Source organism: Pseudomonas sp. NPDC089569 (assembly GCF_050280625.1).
Taxonomy (GTDB): Bacteria; Pseudomonadota; Gammaproteobacteria; order Pseudomonadales; family Pseudomonadaceae; genus Aquipseudomonas.
The window spans coordinates 30742-46974 of sequence record NZ_JBNNVQ010000005.1 but is presented as its reverse complement, the minus strand read 5'-3'; the positions used below and the strand labels follow the sequence as shown (position 1 = coordinate 46974).

Genomic DNA, 16233 nt, shown 5'->3' with positions numbered 1-16233 from the left:
GTGCTTATGCTCCCTGAAGTATCAATGCGCCCTGCTCACTCATCACGCCGCCGGTACCGGAGACGTAGACGCTGTCGCAACGCTCGAGCTGGCGTTCGCCGGCCGTGCCGGCGATCTGCGTCACCGCCTCGATCACCTGGCTCATGCCACCGGCCGAAGCCGATTGCCCGAAACTGAGTTGCCCGCCATGGGTGTTCATCGGGAAATCGCCGCGCCAGGTCAGGTCGTGTTCGCGCACGAACGCCATGCCCTCGCCCTTGCCGCAGAAACCGGCATCCTCCAGGGTCAGCAACGTGGTGATGGTGTAGCAGTCGTAAATCTGCGCGGCATCGACGTCCTTGGGTTTGAGCCCGGCCATGGCGAAGGCGCGACTGGACGCAGGGCCGATCGGCGTGTGCAGCATGTCCTGGGCATAGGACGGTGATTTGAACGCCAGATGCTCGCCGAAACCGGTGATGAACGCCGGACGTTTGCGGGTGCGCGCCGCCACTTCCTTGTTGGTGATGATCAGCGCGGCGCCACCGGCCACCGGCATGACGATTTCCAGGACGTGCAAGGGATCGGCGACCTTTTTGCTGGCCAGCACCTGCTCGATGGTCAACGGCTGGCCGTAAAACATCGCTTGCGGGTTGGCCAGGGCATTGGTGCGCTGGTCGACGGCGATCTTGGCCATGGCCCGCGGGTCATAGTCGTACTGCGCGGCATAGCGCTGGGCGATCATCGCGTAGCCGGTGTTCTGCCCCATGTGCCCGTACGGCAAGTCGAACTCGGCTTCCGGCGCACCAAACGCCGTGCTGTGGCCACCGAAGCGCATGGCGCGGGCCATCCAGCTCGGGTCTTCGTCAGGTCCCAGCGGTGCCATCCGTGCGGGGATCACGCACAACACGGCCTGGCACAGGCCCAGTTCGATGGCAGCGGCTGCACGCCAGACCATGCCCACCGAGGTGCAGCCACCGAGGTCCACCACCTCGGCGAAATTCAGGCGCAGGCCCAGATATTCGGCGGCCATCGCCGGGACGAACACCGAGGCTTCATGAAATTGCGGACCGTTGATCACCAACCCGTCGAGGTCGCTGGCTTTGAGCCCGGCATCACGCAGAGCCTGGGCCGCCAGGTCGGCGACTTGCTCAAGGTGAAACATCTTGGGCGCGGTCGAATATTTTTCCGGTTTGTATTGTGCGCTGCCAACAATGGCCGCATGCCCTTTGAGTCCCATGGTGCCTCCCTGCCGAGGCGTTACGCCGCGGTCATTTTCAGTAGAAAAGTCCGGGCACGACGACGCGGCCCGGATCCCGAGTGGTCGATCAGAAGGTGTATTTCATCGAGAACGTGGCGTAGTCACGATCGGCGAACGGGCGCTTGATCGGGTCCGCTTCACCCAGGTAGCCGATGTACGTCAGGCCCATCTCCAGGTTGCCCAGGTACTTGAAGGTGGTACCCACGCTCAGGCGTCGGTCGCCCTGGATCCCGGAGATGCTGCCGGCCATGGGTGTCGAGCCGCTGAACACGTTGGAGAATCGCACCGGCACTTCCAGATCCCAGCCCTGGAAAACTCCCGGATAACTGAACGATGCCCCCAGGGTGTAGGCGCTGGAAGATTTGGTGCGGATGCCGCCGCTGTTGTTGTAGGTGTAGTCATCGGAAGGCGCCACTAAAGCCGCCACGGAGGGCAGCAGGTTCAGACCCTGCAGGTTCGGCGCCGCCGACGTGGACTCGACGCTGTCGACCTGCACACGGATGATTTCGGCAGTCAGGCTGGTCTGGCTGGCCCAGGGGCGGTCGCCCAGGATCCGGATCGCCGACAACTGCATTTGCTGGCCCTTGCCCCTGGCCGGCACCGCGCCAAGACCGGTATTGACCATCACCGGCGCACCGTCGCGGTACGACCATTCGGCCCCGATCTGCGTATCGCCAATCTTGGTCGAGGCGCTGACGCCGGTCAGCTTGATGTCTTCGAAGTACTTGATCCGGTAGCCGTTGATGGCCAGGGCGTTCAGGCCACCGCCCACCGGCAGCGGGTCGTAGCCGACCAGGGCGGTGGCCGGGTTCTTGTCGTGGTAGTTGACGTGGAACAGTGACAACTCGACGGCCTGCACCGGGCGATAACGCACCTGCACGCCCCACTGGCCGCCATCGCGCGGTTCGTCGGTGCCCAGGTAGTTTACCTTGCGGCCGTTGGCGTAGAGGAACTCGCGACCCGGTCCCACCACGTCGGTGCTGGACAGGTAGCTGCCCACCGGCGGCAGCTCGGTGCCCTTCCATTCGTACTGAACGTACGCGCCGAAGGTCACTTGGGGGTTCAGGCGAAACGAGCCGGAGAACTGGCCGACCGGCAGCAAAATTTCCTTGACCTCGACACCCGGCTGGGACGCCTTTACCGCGTCGGAGGGGTTCTGCACGCCGTTCACACCGGGGTAGTACAGGCTCTCGCCCCAGGATTCGATATGGCGCCCGGCCTTGACGTCGAGCATGGTGTCGTTGTCAAAGCGCCAGCCGCTGAACACATAGGCATCGAGCAGACGGGTGCGACCGCCGCTGTAGTAGCGGGTATCGCTGGTGAACTCGTCATTGCGCCCGCTCTTGTTCACCGTTGCAGGCGAATCGTTGTCGTTTTCCCGATGGTAAACGTCATCGTAGAAGGTACTGGCGCGCGCCACGGCGCCGTAGTTGTCCTTGCGCAGGATCATTTCACCAAGCGCACCCACACGGTTGGTGGTCAGGCTGCCGCTATCGAAGTTGCGGTTGGCATCGTCGGCGTTGATCGTCAGCAACCGATCGCTCTGCTTGCCGGTGCGAACGCCGATGCCGTAGCTGGTGGTCACCGACCAGTCCATGGTCGCGCCGTTGTCGAATTCGATGGTATCGCCGGCCCATACCGGTGTGGACACCAGTGCAATGGCCGCCGCCAGGCTGGTGACCTGAAAGACGCCCGAAGCCATGACCGTCGCATTATTGTTGTTTTTGTTGATCACACTGACTCTCCTCTAGGGCAACCGGTTGGCTGCCTGGAATGTTCAACACTGCTGCCGCGCCATCCGCTCAAAACACGCAGAGCGGTATCGCTGTGCACGCTCCCCTTACAGCACGCCGGTAGCGATAACGCCCCCGGTCTTGCTCCCGCTCCAGCAATCCCTCGGCGACCAGGTAGTTGGCATGGGCCAACGTTTCGCCGAGCGCCATCAGTTCGTCGAAACGACCCGACAGCCTGGGAAACAACACAGCCATCAGTTCGAGCACGGTGCGTGGCTCGTCACAGTCGGCCAGCATCTGCGCCAGGTGCCCGCGGTGATGGGCCTCCAGCTGATCCAGGCGCTGATGCAAATTGAAAAACGGCCGTTCGTGCGCCGGCAGCACCAGCACACTGTCGGGCAGGCTGCGCAAACGCTCGATGGAGTCGAGCCAGTCGCGCAGGGGATTGGCCAACGGCTCGGTGGCGTGCACGCCGACGGTCGAGGTGATGCGCGGCAGCACCTGGTCGCCGGAAATCAGCAAGCCGCCCTCGGCGTCATACAGACAGGCATGCTCCGGCGAGTGGCCGCGGCCGATCAGCACCTGCCAGGTGCGACCGCCGATATGCAGGCGACTGCCCTCGCGCAAACGGCGGAAATGGTTCAGCGGCGCCGGCAGGAAATGGGCGTTGCTCATCACCGCGAACAGCTCGGCACTCTGCTCGTCGCCGACGCCGGCCTTGCGATAGAAATCGAGGAAATCCCAACCCGGTGGCTGATCGGCGGGAAACCTGACGTGCAACGACTGGAACTCGCTGACGGTCATGTACACCGGGCAGTGGAATCGCTCCGACAGCCACGCGGCCACCCCGGCATGATCGGAATGGAAGTGGGTACAAACCACCGCCAGAAGCGGCAGGCCGCCACAGACTTCGCTCAGCACCCGATCCCAGACCTCGCGGGTCTGGTCGGTGTTCATGCCGGTGTCCACCACCACCCAGCCATCGGTGTGACGCAGCAGGTAGAGGTTGATGTGGTCCAGGCGAAACGGCAGCGGCATGCGCAGCCACCACACGCCCGGCGCCACTTCGCGCACCTGGCCGGAATCGGGCGCCTGCAGCCAGGGGTAACGCAGGCCGTCGCGCAGCTCATGTCCGTTGTCGTCGAGCTCAGCCATGACGGGCCACCGCGAAGGGGGTCAGGCCGGCCCGCGCCAGGGCCTCCAGTGACCAGGGCACGTAGGTGCGGGCCTGTTCGTCGCGGATGAACAGCGGATCTGCGCACAGGTCCGGGCAATAGCCCTGGCGCTGCAGGTCGACCTTGCGCAACTTGAAACTGGCCGTCAGGTCTGCCGATGGGGTGACCCGCACGAATACGGGTGCGGCATAGCGCGGCAGGCGTGCCTCGGTCAGGGCGTACAGGGCGTGCGGATCGAAAGTCCGGTCGGCTTGCATCAGCACCGCCGCCATGCCGGCGCGTCCTTCATGGCCCGGCACCTGGACGCCGTAGATATTGATCAGTTCCAGACCCGACAAATCGCCCAGGGCGTCGGCCACTTCCTGGGTCGAGACGTTTTCGCTTTTCCAGCGATAGGTATCGCCGATGCGGTCGACGAAGTAGCAGTAGCCATCGGCGTCCTCGCGCAGCAAGTCGCCGGAACTCCAATAGGCATCGCCCTCGCGCAGCACGTTGCGACGAATCTTGCTCTCGGTGGCTTCGTGGCTGGTGTAGCCCTCGAAGCGTCCGCCACCGATCTGCGGGTGGTCGACGATAAAGCCCATGGCCTCGCCGATTTCACCCACTTTGCACACTTGATAGAAACCGTTTTCGTCCCGTGGGTGGCAGTCGTTTTCAATGTCGTAGCGCACCAGCCGCAGGTTGGTCTTGTTCCAGTCCGGCACGCGCCCGCAGGAGCCGAAATAGTTGTCGACGTTGATCAGCGCGGCGTTGGCCTCCGTGGCGCCCCAGCCCTCGAACACCTGGATCGGACCGAAGCGCTCCAGCCAGCGCTGCCAGGAGTCCGGCGACAGGCCGGCGCCGAGCATGCAGCGCAAGCTGTGCTCGCGCTCATTGGCTTGCACCGGTTGATTGAGCAGGTAGCGGCAGATCTCGCCGATGTACTGAAAGATGCTGATCCGGTGCCGCGCCACATCGCTCCAGAACTCGCGCACGCTGAACTTGCGGCGCACGACAATGGCCGCGCCGGCACGCAGCGCCGTGGACGTCACCGACGTGGCGGCGGCACCGTGGTACAGCGGCAGGCAGCAATAGAACACATCCCCGGACGTGGCCTGGAGCGTGGTCTCCATTACATCGCCGGAGGACATCCAGCGCATGTGGCTATAGCGCGCCGCCTTGGGCAGGCCAGTGGTGCCCGAGGTAAAGATCAGCAAGGTCGGGGTCTGCGCCTCGATGTGCGCGCGAATGTCACGAGGGAATGCGCTGCGCGGGGCCTTTTCCAGCCGTGCATCGAAATGCCCGTCGATGCCTTTGGGCAGCGCTGCGTTCCAGGGGTTTTCCGGATCACGGATCAACCAGCACGGCAGGTCCGGGAAGCCTTCGGTGGCCTGCACATTGGCCAGGCATTCTTCGCCGATCACCAGTGCCTTCGCCTCGGTGGTCTGCAACGCATGCAGCAGCGGGCGACCACTGACCTGGGTGTTGATGAAGGCCACCACGACCCCAAGCTTGACCAGGCCGAACCAGGTGCAGAAGAACGCCGGACGGTTTTCCATGGCCAGGGCGCAGACATCGCCGGCGCGCAGGCCATTGGCGTAAAAGGTGTGGGCCATCTGGTTGGCTCGCGCATCGACCTCGGCGTAGCTCAGGGTCTGTTCGCCGTAGATCAGGAACGTGCGCTCACCCTGTTCGCGCGCCTGTTGTTCCAGGCGGTCGGCCAGGGTGTAGAGGTCGCCCGGCTTGATCTGTCCGGCAGCGGCTGAACGCTGGTCGAGAAGCGCCTGGGTCTGCTCCCGAGGCACCGGACGGGTCGGCAGTACGCCGTTCAGGTCATTCAGGTTCATTGCGCCAACTCCTGGGCATCTGCTTGATAGGCGGGGTAATCCGAGTAGCCGGCCTTGCCCGGCGTATAGAGCGTCTTGCGGTCGAAGCCACTGAGCGGCAGGCCGCGCCGCAAGCGCTCGACCAGATCCGGGTTGGCAATAAAATGACGGCCAAACGACACGGCGGCCCCCTCGCCCGACGCGAGAGCGGCACTGGCCGAAGGGCCGTCGAAACCATCGTTGAGAATCAACGCATGAGGGCTATGCGAGCGCGCCAGGGCAAAGGCATCGAGGTTGGCCAGGGGTGAACGCATGATGTGCAGGTAAGCCAGGTCCAGCGGCGCCACGGCTTCACACAGGGCGGCCGCGGTGGCAGCCGGATCGAGGTCGTCGATGTCGTTGTAGGGGTTGCCGGGGCACAGCCGAAAACCGACACGCCCGGCACCGATCGCACTGGCCATGGCCTCGATCACTTCTTTGGCGAAACGCACCCTTGCTGTCGCATCACCGCCATAGGCATCGCTGCGCTGGTTGCTGCCCGAGGCCATGAATTGCATGGGCAGGTAACCGCTGGTGCAGTGCAGCTCGACACCGTCGAAGCCCGCCTGACGCGCATTCAGGGCGGCCTGGCGATAGTCTTCGATGACTTCGCCGATGCCTTGCAGGGTCAGCGCCTGAGGCTCGTCGGTGTCGACAAGACCGGCGGCGTCACTGAACACCTGGGTGCGCGCACGCAGTGCCGACGGTGCCACCGTGACGGCGCCCGCCGGCTTGTTGTGCTGGCTGGCGGCGCGACCGACATGCATCAGTTGCAGAACGATACGCCCACCCTCGGCATGCACCGCATCGGTGACTTTCTGCCAGCCGGCGATCTGCTCGCGACTGTAGATGGCCGGGGTGCGGCAATAGCCCAGTCCGCTGGCGGAAGGCGCGGTGCCCTCGGCCACGATCAACCCGGCACCGGCGCGCTGACGGTAGTACTCGACCATATCGCTACCGGGCACCGCGTCGACAAGGGCGCGGCTGCGAGTCATGGGCGCCATGACAATGCGGTTGGCCAATTGCAGCTCGCCCAGGGCGACCGGCTCGAACAAGACGCTCATTTCAACTCCTCAGCTTCTTATTGTTTCCAGGCTGTCGCAGGGCTTGCCAAGGCTGGACAAGCGCTGACACAGCAGCGGATATGGGCTGAATGATTGACGCTGAGCGCGAGCGAAACATCGTCCGACAAGACTAGGTTCGGGGCGTAGGGTCGAGGGCAGGAAAAATGGTCTGAACGGACGATGAAAAATATCGGGGACCGACCCAGCATCCCATCAACTAGAACAAAACCGGGAGTACCCGCAGTGAACCCATCCACCCCCGTGACATGGCGAACGCACTACGCTCTGTTCGTGCTCGCCAGCATCTACGTGTTCAACTACATCGACCGCCAGTTGATGGCGATTCTGATCGAGCCGGTTAAGCTCGAATTCGGCATTTCCGACACGGACATCGGCCTGCTGTCCGGGGTGACCTTCGCAGTGTTCTACACAGTATTCGGGTTCCCGCTGGGACGTCTGTCGGACCGCATCGGGCGCAAGCCGGTGATCGCCTTCAGCTGCATGGCCTGGAGCCTGATGACCATGCTCTGCGGCATGGCCGGCAACTTCTTGACCCTGGTCCTGGCGCGCATTGGCGTAGCGGTGGGCGAAGCCGGCGGGACGGCGCCCTCGGTGGCCATGGTGTCGGATTTGTACCCGGCCAACCGCCGTTCCACCGCCCTGTCGATATTGATGCTCGGTTCAAGCCTGGGGGCGATTGTCGGGCTCGGCCTGGGCGGCTGGATCGCCCAGCATCACGGTTGGCGCTACGCCTTCTGGCTGATCGGTTCGCCGGGCATCTTCCTCGGTCTGCTGTTGCTGTTGACGGTGCGTACGCCCAGGCGCGTCGCGCCACAGATCAACGTCACGGCACCACAGGATGGCTGGTTGAAAACCCTGCTTGAGCTGTTCCGCATGCCCTCCTTCCCGTGGCTGGTGCTCACCGGTGGCGCGGCGGCGATTGCCGGCTATGCCATCGGCACCTGGAGCCCGAGCTTCCTGATCCGCTCCCACGGCCTCAACCTGCAAGAAGCCGGGTTCCTGGTGGGCGTAGTGGGCGGTAGCGGTTCGACCCTCGGCACACTGGTCTGCGGCCTGCTCACCGACCGCATGGCGCGGCGCGATGTCGGTTGGCAAATCGGCGTGCCGCTGCTGGGTACGTTGATCAGTATCCCGTTCGCCCTGGCGTACTTCCTCTGGCCCCAGGGCACGGCTTTCCACATCGGCAGTATCGCCGTGCCGCAGGCGTTCCTGTTCTACAGCGCTTTCGGTTTCTTTGGCGTGTGGTGGGTCACACCGTGCCTGAGCGCCATCACTCATCTGTTCCCGGCTACACGACTGGCCCAGGCCACGGCGATTTTCGTCATGTCCATGACCCTGTTGGGTGTCGGTGGCGGGCCATTGGTGGTGGGCATGCTCAGCGATTTCTTCGTGCCGACGCTGGGCGGTGAATCCCTGCGCTATGCCCTCGCCTCCTCGGTGTCGATGCTGGTGCTGGCGGCGCTGTTCCTGTCCCTGGCGTTGCCCCGTTATCGCCGGCAAATGAACAACCCGACCCCGCACCTCGTACCGGTCCGGGCCGTTACCGCCTGAGCCTTTCGTTCACCATCAAGCCGCTGAATCCCTGCCGGGCTCCAGCGGCTTTTTCATGGGAGTTGCCATGAGCCTCAGCGTCGTACAGATCAGCAATCTGCTCTACCGTTACGCCGAATACCTGGACAGCGGGAAAATGGTCGAGGCTGCCGAGCTGTTTTGCCATGCCCGCATCAGGATTCACAATCAGAGCTTGATTGATCACACAGCCCTGCTGCGCATCTGGCAGCAACGAATCAAGATCTACCCCTGCGGCACACCCCGCACCAGGCACATCATCAGCAATCCCATCATCGACATCGATGAAACCGCAGGCACCGCTACAGTTCGCTCCTGCTACACCGTGCTGCAGGCCACCGCCACCCTGCCCCTGCAACCCATTGCCAGCGGGCGCTACCTGGATGAGTTCGAACGGATCGATGGGGTCTGGCGATTCAGCTTTCGCGATTATTCGCACCTGGAGCTGATCGGGAACATGGCAGAGCATTTGTTGATGTAAATGTCGCGCGCCCCTGTAGGAGCCAGGCTTGCCGGCGAAGAACGATGACACGGTGCGTCATATACACTGCGGTGTCTGGTTCGCCGGCAAGCCTGGCTCCTACAGAACGAAACACGATGACGTGGTCTATAGCCACACGGCATCCCATAACGGGTAATCGCCGATTTTTTTCACCAACCCTGCCCTCAACGGATTGGCGACTATGTAGCGGGCCACCGCCTGCAAGTCTTCCTCCCTGCGGATAGCCCGGTCATGAAAGCCATGCTGCCAGAGCGCCCCTTCACGCCCGATCGAGCGATTCAAGGCAACCGCAATACGCGATTTTGTCCTCGCCATCACGCAGGTCAGCGTGCTGTCTTTCAGCTCGAACAACCAATGAAAATGATCCGGCATCACAACCCAGGCGAGCGAAAGGACCAGATCCTCTTGTTGAGCTTTCCTGAATGCATCGACCACGATGCGACCCTGCTCGAAACTTGCAAATACGGGTTCCCGTTTCTGAACGACGGTTGTGATCAGATAGACCTGACCCGCTGCGGAATAGCGACCGGTGCGCAGTCGATGTGCGTGGCGAAGGGTTGGCATGGGTGATCCTCCTTGATCTTGGCCTTGTCGATTCAGGCTAGTGGCCGGGAGGAAGATGGGTGGTGGATTGTTGTTCGCGATGTGTCGGTAGAGATCGGTTGGTCCACTGCGGTGTGCGAAAAACGATGACGCGGTGTGACAGATGCACCACAGCGTCCGGTTCGCTGTAGGAGCCAGGCTCGCCGGCGAAGAACGATAACGCGGTATGACAGGTACACCGCGGCGCCTGGTTCGCCGTAGGAGCCAGGCTTGCCGGCGAAGAACGATGACGCGGTTCCGACAGTTCCACCGCGGTGTCTGGTTCGCCGTAGGAGCCAGGCTTGCCGGCGAAGAACGGTAACGCGGTATGACAGATTCATCGCGGCGCCTGGTTCGCCGTAGGAGCCAGGCTTGCCGGCGAAGAACGGTAACGCGGTATGACAGATTCATCGCGGCGCCTGGTTCGCTGTAGGAGCCAGGCTTGCCGGCGAAGAACGATGACGTGGTGTGACAGATTCATCGCGGCGCCTGGTTCGCTGTAGGAGCCAGGCTTGCCGGCGAAGAACGATGACGCGGTGTGACAGATTCATCGCGGCGCCTGGTTCGCCGGCAAGCCTGGCTCCTACAAGGCGAAGAACGATGACGCGGTTCCGACAGTTCCACCGCGGTGTCTGGTTCGCGGGCAAGCCTCGCTCCTACAAGGGGAAGAACGATGACGCGGTGGGACAGGTACATCGCAGCGCCTGGTTCGCCGGCAAGCCTGGCTCCCACAAGGGCGAAGAACGGTGATGCGGTGTGACAGGAACGAAAAAGCCCCACCGGATACCGGTGGGGCTGTGGTTATTGCAACTACGTTGGCCTTACCGACCGATAGCCCGCGCCGCATCCGCGGTGTATTGATCCGGGGTGAATTTGCCCTCGTTGAGGATCGGGCCTTTCTTCGATTCGTTGGACATGCCGTAACCGGTGTACTGACCGGAGTTCAAGTCCATGAAGAACTGCGAACCGGCCTGCCAGCCGCTCATGTCCGGGTGGTAGTAGTAGTTGATCATGGCGTGTTTCCACAGCTGCCCACGGGCATCGTAGTTGTCGGCCATGACCGCGTTCCAGGTGTCTTCGTCAATGAACAGCACGCGTTTGCCATAGACATGGCGATAGCCTTCCTTCAGGTCCGCCTCCAGCACCCACACGCGACGCAACTCATAGCGCATGAAGTCCGGGTTGGGATGGTTGGGGGTCAGGATATCGGCGTACTTGACGCTGGCGGTGTTGGGTTTGAACGCGTTGGCCGGGCTGTAGATTTCACGCTTGCCGACCAGCTTCCAGGTGAAGCGCTCCGGTGAACCGTTGAACAGGCGGTCTTCGTCGACCGTCATGGTCCCGTTGGTGCCGATCATCGGCTGATCGTAACCATAACCCGGCAACTGCCGCACGCGCCGGGTCGAGGGGCTGTAGGACCAGGCCTGACGTGCATCGACAGCAAAGTTGTAGGGTTCGTGGGAAATGCTCAACGTACCGTTGTCGCGGGCAGGCTTGAGGGTCATGTTGTTGCTCATCGCCTGAATCCTGCCATCGGTGCTGGGCTCGACCGTCGGCGAGTTGGCTTGCGACAGGTTTCGTGCATAGGCACGTCCCCAGCCGATGCTGCCGTTGGGCAACACCGAAGCCAGATCGGTGGTTTTTTCCTCGGTGTAGGCCCGTGCCGGCAGTTGATGGTTCCACAGCAATTCCATGCCGTTCTTGGGGATCGGGAACGGCACCTGGCCGAGCCCGGTGAACCCTGCCCCGTCATTGACCAGCTTGGCATGCAGCGCATTGTCCATCACGCGACGGCAAACGTAGTCGGGATAACGGAAGTCGCGGTGGCCCGGGTAAATGTTCATCTTGTAGGTGGTCGGGTACTTCTTGAGCAAGGCCTTCTGACCTTCGGTCAGGTGCGCCTCGTATTGACCCATGTTCTGCGCAGTGATCACCAGGATCGGCTTTTCCGCCGCATAGGGATCGATCGGTTGGTCGCCGGAAAATTTCACATGATTCCAGCCCGGTACTTCACCCAGGTATTTGCCGGTGTACGGCGGAATGGTGCCCTCGGCGTTACCCGCCTGCTCGGCGCCGACGCAGGTCAGCTCCTTGCCCAGCCTGGCGGCTTCCTGAGGTGACACCTCGGCGAACGCATGATTCATCAGCCCGCCATTGACTGTGACTGCGACCGCAAGCATGAGACCTGTTCTTGTTATTTTCATGTGTTGCCTCCTCCGCTGATAAGGCTTTGTGGTGTGGACCCATTGTTCGTGTTCTGCCGGCCACAACATCGTCCGGAAAGACTAAGCAGGCGTCAGGCGCCCAACATTTCCCGCAGTTGCGCCTTGAGCACCTTGCCGGTGGCATTGCGCGGCAGCGGTTCAAGCACCCGATACACCTGCGCCGGCACTTTGTAGGCGGCCAGACGCCCGGCGACGAATGCACGGATTTGCGCCTCCTGGGGCAGCGCCCCTGCCTGGCCGTGCACGGCCAGGCCCACCGTCTCGCCCAGCAGCGGATCAGCGACGGCAAAGGCGGCCGCTTCCAGGACACCGGGCATATCGAGGATGCAGGTCTCGATTTCAGCGGCGGAAATCTTCTCGCCACCCCGGTTGATCAACTCCTTGACCCGGCCGGTGATGCTGAGGAACCCCTCGTCATCGAGGTAGCCGATATCGCCGGTGTCGAGCCACCCGTCACGCAGGGTTTGCGCGGTGGCCTGGGGCAGATTCCAGTAGGCGTTCATCAAGGTCGGCGAACGCAACCAGATCACCCCTCGCGTACCGGCCGGTTGCGGCTGGTGCGGGTCGTCACCGATGCGAATGTCGACAATCGGCAACGCCCAGCCCGCCGTCGCCGGCTTGTACACGAACGGGTCACCGCCGATGGCCGCGCCGATGCCGTTGCTTTCAGTCAGGCCGTAGCCGCCACCGCCGATCGCGTCGGGCTTGAGCCTGAGCATGTCGTCCAGCAAGCCTGCCGATGAGGCACCGCCCCCCAGCCCCAGGCCGAACAGGCTGGCAGTGTCTTCGCCGCCAAAGCGTGGGGACGCGAGCAGTTGCTGCATCATCACCGGTGCCCCGTTGAACTGCGTGCAACGCTCGTCGCGGATCAGGTCCAGGGCCTGCTCGACGTCCCACTTGTACATCAACAGCAAGCGCCGTCCGGCACGCAGGGCCGAGAGAAACTGCGCATGCAGGCCACTGACGTGAAACAGCGGCACCGCCATCAGGGTGGTCGGTGGATAACCGCTGTTGATCACCACGCCGATGCGCTCGGGCGAACTCATGGCGCAAAACGCGCCCTGGAAATCCAGGGCAAAGAGTGCCTGGCAGATTGCCCGGTGACTGGATACGGCCCCCTTGGCGCGACTGGTGGTGCCCGAGGTGTAGAGAATCAGTGCCGGTGCATCGGGATCGATGTCCAGCACGGGTACCGGCAAGGCCGGCGCGTCGATCAGGTCCTCATAGCGCAGGCAGTACTCGGGCAATGTCGCTGGCTGCGCCCCGACGACAATCGTGGCCCGCTGCTCGCGGGCCAGGTCTGCGTGCAGCGTATGGAGGCGTGCCTCGTCACACAGCAACAGGCGCGAACCGCTGTCCTGTAACGCGTGTTGCAACTCATCGCGCAGCCCCCAGCTGTTGAGCGGCACACAGACCGCACCACAGCGTGCAATGGCGGCGAAGGCCACCAGCCACGCCGGTTGGTTGCGCATGGCAATCGCCACTCGCTCACCCGGTTGCAGGCCGAAACGGGCAATCATCTGCCCGGCCAGGCGATCGACCTGATCGAAATACCGGTTGAACGTCAGGCGCTGCGCCTGCCACACCAGGAATTCTTTATCACCGTGGGCACGACCGGCGTCGATCACCTGCAACAGGTTGTGCGCGGCGTGACGGAAAAAACGAGGAGCGCCGTCATCGGGCGTCACCACTTCAAATGGCGCACCGGGAGCGATCAACTGTCGCCACGCGGTTTGCCAATGTTCAATGCTCATCTGTGTGTTCTCCAGAACAGCGGTTTGGGTAAGAGAATGCGTTGAGCCTGGTGCACCCCATTGCCCCGTTCGCCGGCAAGCCTGGCTCCTACAGCGCCGACGTCCGCGCAGCACATCGCTCGTTGGCGCCTACGCGTGGGTCCAATAGCGTTCGCAATGGAAGTCCCGGTCGCCCAGGCAGCTCTGCACGACACGGGCGTGCTTGAGGTACAGGCCGACATCCAGCTCGTCGGTGACACCGATGCCGCCATGCATCTGCACCGCTTCGTTGGCCACCTTGATCGCGGTGTCGCCGGCCTTCCATTTCGCCAGGCTGACCAGTCGAGCGCGTTCACGGACATCCACAGCGGTGTCATCCAGGCTCGACAATGCCGCCATCAGGGCACTGCGGCTCAGCGCCAGGTCGATGTACATCTGCGCGGCACGATGCTGCAGGACCTGGAAGGTGCCGATCAGGGTGTCGAACTGCACTCGGGTCTTGAGGTAGTCGAGGGTGGTTTCGAACAGTTGCTCGGCCATCCCCAACAGCTCTGCGGCAAGACAGGTTCGACCACGGTCAAGGGCGGTTTCCAGGGCGCTCCAGCCCTCACCCAACGTTCCCAACAGCGACTCGCCGCCCAATAGCACCTGGTCCAGCTGCAGCCGCGCGCAGTTGCGCGAATCGATCAGCGGCAAGGCGCTGACGGTCAGGCCCGGCGTACCGGCCGGCACGAGGAACAGGCTGATACCCCGGGTGTCGCCCGACTGCCCGGACGTGCGCGCCGCCACCACATAGGCATCGGCGCCCAGGCCATCGACCACCCAGTACTTGTCGCCATGCAAGCGGTAGCCCTGCCCCTCGGCCTTTGCCTCAAGGGCAATCCGGCTCGGGTCATGGCGCGAGCGTTCGTCCACGGCCAGGGCCAGGCGTCGTTCGCCGCTGATCAGCGCTTGCAGCCAGTGCGCCTGCTGCGCCGCACTGCCCGCCAGGTGCAACAGGGAACCTGCGAGTACCACGCTGGACAGCAAGGGTGTAGCGGACAGGTTGCGACCCATGGATTCGAAGATCGGCCCCAGGCCCTTGCAGCCGAAATCCAGGCCGCCGAGGTCTTCGGGAAAGGCAATCGCGCTCCAGCCCAACGCCACGGCGTCCTGCCACAGTTGCGGCTCGAAACCCAATGCCACCGCCTCGTCACGCAGTCGACGCTGGGCGCTCACCGGACTGCGGTCGGCGAGAAAATCCCGGGCACTGTCGGCCAGCAGACGCTGTTCATCGCTATAACGCAGGCTCATGGCTGTTCTCCTGATTTCACGGCCGGTTTCTTCACTTCAGGCAAACCAAGCACGCGCTTGGCGATGACATTGAGCTGGATCTCCGAGGCTCCGCCGGAGATGGTCAACGCGTAGCTGTTCAACCAGGCGCGGGTAATCGCCAGTTGCTGCTCGCTGAACGCCTTGCTTTGCCAGCCAAAGGCCTGTCCGGCCATGGCGTCGAGCAGCACTTCGAACTTGTCGCGCTCCTGCTCGGTGTGCACCAGTTTCATGATCGACATGAGGCCACCGATGTCATCGCCGGCCCGTGCCTCTTCACCCATGCGCTGTACGGTCAGGTTGTAGGCGTGTTCATTCATCGCACAAGCCGTGGCACGTGCCTGCAAGGCGTGTTCGCTCATGGTCTGCGCTGCCGGTACGTACTCACGCATCAGGGCCAGCAGGTCGAAGTGCGACGGCAAGCTGAATTCGCCGAACTTCGACATGGCCTTGCGCTCGTGCTGCAACAGGTACTTGGCCAGGTTCCAGCCACCGTTCAGCGGACCGATCAACTGGCTCTTGGGCACCTTCACACCGTCGAAGAACACCTGGCAGAACGCCGACTTCCCGCTGATCAGATCAATCGGTTGCGGCTTGACCCCGGGGCTGCGCATGTCCAGCACGATCAGGCTGATGCCCTCGTGCTTCGGCGCATCGAAGTCGGTGCGCACCAGGGCATACATCCAGTCGGATTTGTCGCCGTAGGAGGTCCAGATCTTGCTGCCGTCCACCACGAAGTGATCGCCGGCATCGCGCGCGGCCATTTTCAGGCTGGCAAGGTCCGAGCCTGCGTTCGGCTCGGAGAACCCCTGGCACCAGCGCACCTCTCCCCGGGCAATCGACGGCAGCAGATCGCGTTTTTGTTGCTCGCTGCCGAAAGCCAGCAACACCGGCCCGAGCATCCAGATGCCGAGGTTGATCTGCGGCGGCCGGCACTTGATACGGCGCATTTCGCTTTCCAGCACCGCCAGTTGCTCGTCGCTCAAGCCTGCGCCGCCATATTCCTCGGGCCACTCCGGGCAGAACCAGCGCTTGTCGCGCATGCGCTCGAACCACAGGCGTGCATCTTCAGAGGGAAACTGCGGATTCTGGCTGCCCCACACCACATCGCCTTCGGCCATGGCGGTGCGCATCGACAGCGGGCAGTTGGCCTCCAGCCAGGCACGGGTGTCGTGGCGGAATTGTTCGATAGTGCTCATGAAAGCCCCCTTCGCCCCGCATCGAATGCGGGACGAGT

General features: G+C 63.1%; 13 protein-coding genes. 3 read left to right on the top strand and 10 right to left on the bottom strand.

Annotation, left to right across the window (positions count from 1 at the left end; all coding sequences use genetic code 11):
• Positions 1-4: 4 nt before the first annotated feature.
• The 5 genes from ACQKP2_RS04160 to ACQKP2_RS04140 all read right to left on the bottom strand — a co-directional run bounded on the left by ACQKP2_RS04160 (position 5) and on the right by ACQKP2_RS04140 (position 7053).
• Positions 5-1216, bottom strand: a complete 1212-nt coding sequence (locus ACQKP2_RS04160; RefSeq protein WP_427574583.1) for a thiolase family protein — start codon at positions 1214-1216, stop codon at positions 5-7.
• 88 nt (positions 1217-1304) lie between these two features.
• Positions 1305-2972, bottom strand: coding sequence for a DUF1302 domain-containing protein (locus tag ACQKP2_RS04155; protein ID WP_427574582.1), 1668 nt, complete (start codon positions 2970-2972; stop codon positions 1305-1307).
• A 67-nt stretch (positions 2973-3039) separates the two neighbouring features.
• Entirely contained in the window at positions 3040-4125 is a 1086-nt protein-coding gene (locus ACQKP2_RS04150; RefSeq protein WP_427574580.1) for an MBL fold metallo-hydrolase, read from the bottom strand.
• Complete coding sequence (locus tag ACQKP2_RS04145; protein ID WP_427574579.1) at positions 4118-5971, bottom strand: long-chain-acyl-CoA synthetase; 1854 nt, start codon at positions 5969-5971, stop codon at positions 4118-4120. The genes ACQKP2_RS04150 and ACQKP2_RS04145 overlap by 8 nt, the downstream gene beginning before the upstream one ends.
• The gene (locus tag ACQKP2_RS04140) at positions 5968-7053 is read right to left on the bottom strand and encodes an alkene reductase (RefSeq protein ID WP_427574577.1); all 1086 of its coding nucleotides are present in this window, start codon (positions 7051-7053) and stop codon (positions 5968-5970) included. The genes ACQKP2_RS04145 and ACQKP2_RS04140 overlap by 4 nt, the downstream gene beginning before the upstream one ends.
• Before the next feature lie 243 nt (positions 7054-7296).
• Here ACQKP2_RS04140 and ACQKP2_RS04135 point away from each other — a divergent pair, with 243 nt between their 5' ends.
• Complete coding sequence (locus tag ACQKP2_RS04135) at positions 7297-8625, top strand: spinster family MFS transporter (RefSeq protein ID WP_427574576.1); 1329 nt, start codon at positions 7297-7299, stop codon at positions 8623-8625.
• Between the two features lie 67 nt (positions 8626-8692).
• A complete protein-coding gene (locus ACQKP2_RS04130) occupies positions 8693-9124 on the top strand; it encodes a nuclear transport factor 2 family protein (RefSeq protein ID WP_427574575.1) in 432 nt (143 codons plus the stop codon).
• Between the two features lie 126 nt (positions 9125-9250).
• Here the strand turns inward: ACQKP2_RS04130 and ACQKP2_RS04125 are convergent, their stop codons facing one another.
• On the bottom strand, positions 9251-9709 hold the full coding sequence (locus tag ACQKP2_RS04125; protein WP_427574574.1) for an REP-associated tyrosine transposase: 459 nt from the start codon (positions 9707-9709) through the stop codon (positions 9251-9253).
• A 618-nt stretch (positions 9710-10327) separates the two neighbouring features.
• Here ACQKP2_RS04125 and ACQKP2_RS04120 point away from each other — a divergent pair.
• Positions 10328-10477, top strand: coding sequence for a hypothetical protein (locus ACQKP2_RS04120; protein WP_427574573.1), 150 nt, complete (start codon positions 10328-10330; stop codon positions 10475-10477).
• A 71-nt stretch (positions 10478-10548) separates the two neighbouring features.
• Here the strand turns inward: ACQKP2_RS04120 and ACQKP2_RS04115 are convergent, their stop codons facing one another.
• The 4 genes from ACQKP2_RS04115 to ACQKP2_RS04100 form a co-directional block, all read right to left on the bottom strand.
• Positions 10549-11931, bottom strand: a complete 1383-nt coding sequence (locus tag ACQKP2_RS04115; RefSeq protein WP_427574571.1) for a DUF1329 domain-containing protein — start codon at positions 11929-11931, stop codon at positions 10549-10551.
• A gap of 92 nt (positions 11932-12023) precedes the next feature.
• Complete coding sequence (locus ACQKP2_RS04110; RefSeq protein ID WP_427574569.1) at positions 12024-13706, bottom strand: class I adenylate-forming enzyme family protein; 1683 nt, start codon at positions 13704-13706, stop codon at positions 12024-12026.
• A gap of 129 nt (positions 13707-13835) precedes the next feature.
• Positions 13836-14978 (bottom strand): acyl-CoA dehydrogenase family protein, encoded by a 1143-nt coding sequence (locus tag ACQKP2_RS04105; RefSeq protein WP_427574567.1) that lies wholly within the window; start codon positions 14976-14978, stop codon positions 13836-13838.
• Positions 14975-16195 carry an acyl-CoA dehydrogenase family protein gene (locus ACQKP2_RS04100; RefSeq protein ID WP_427574565.1) on the bottom strand — a complete coding sequence of 407 codons (1221 nt, stop codon included), beginning with the start codon at positions 16193-16195 and terminating at the stop codon, positions 14975-14977. Before ACQKP2_RS04100 ends, ACQKP2_RS04105 begins: the two co-directional genes overlap by 4 nt.
• Positions 16196-16233 lie beyond the last annotated feature (38 nt).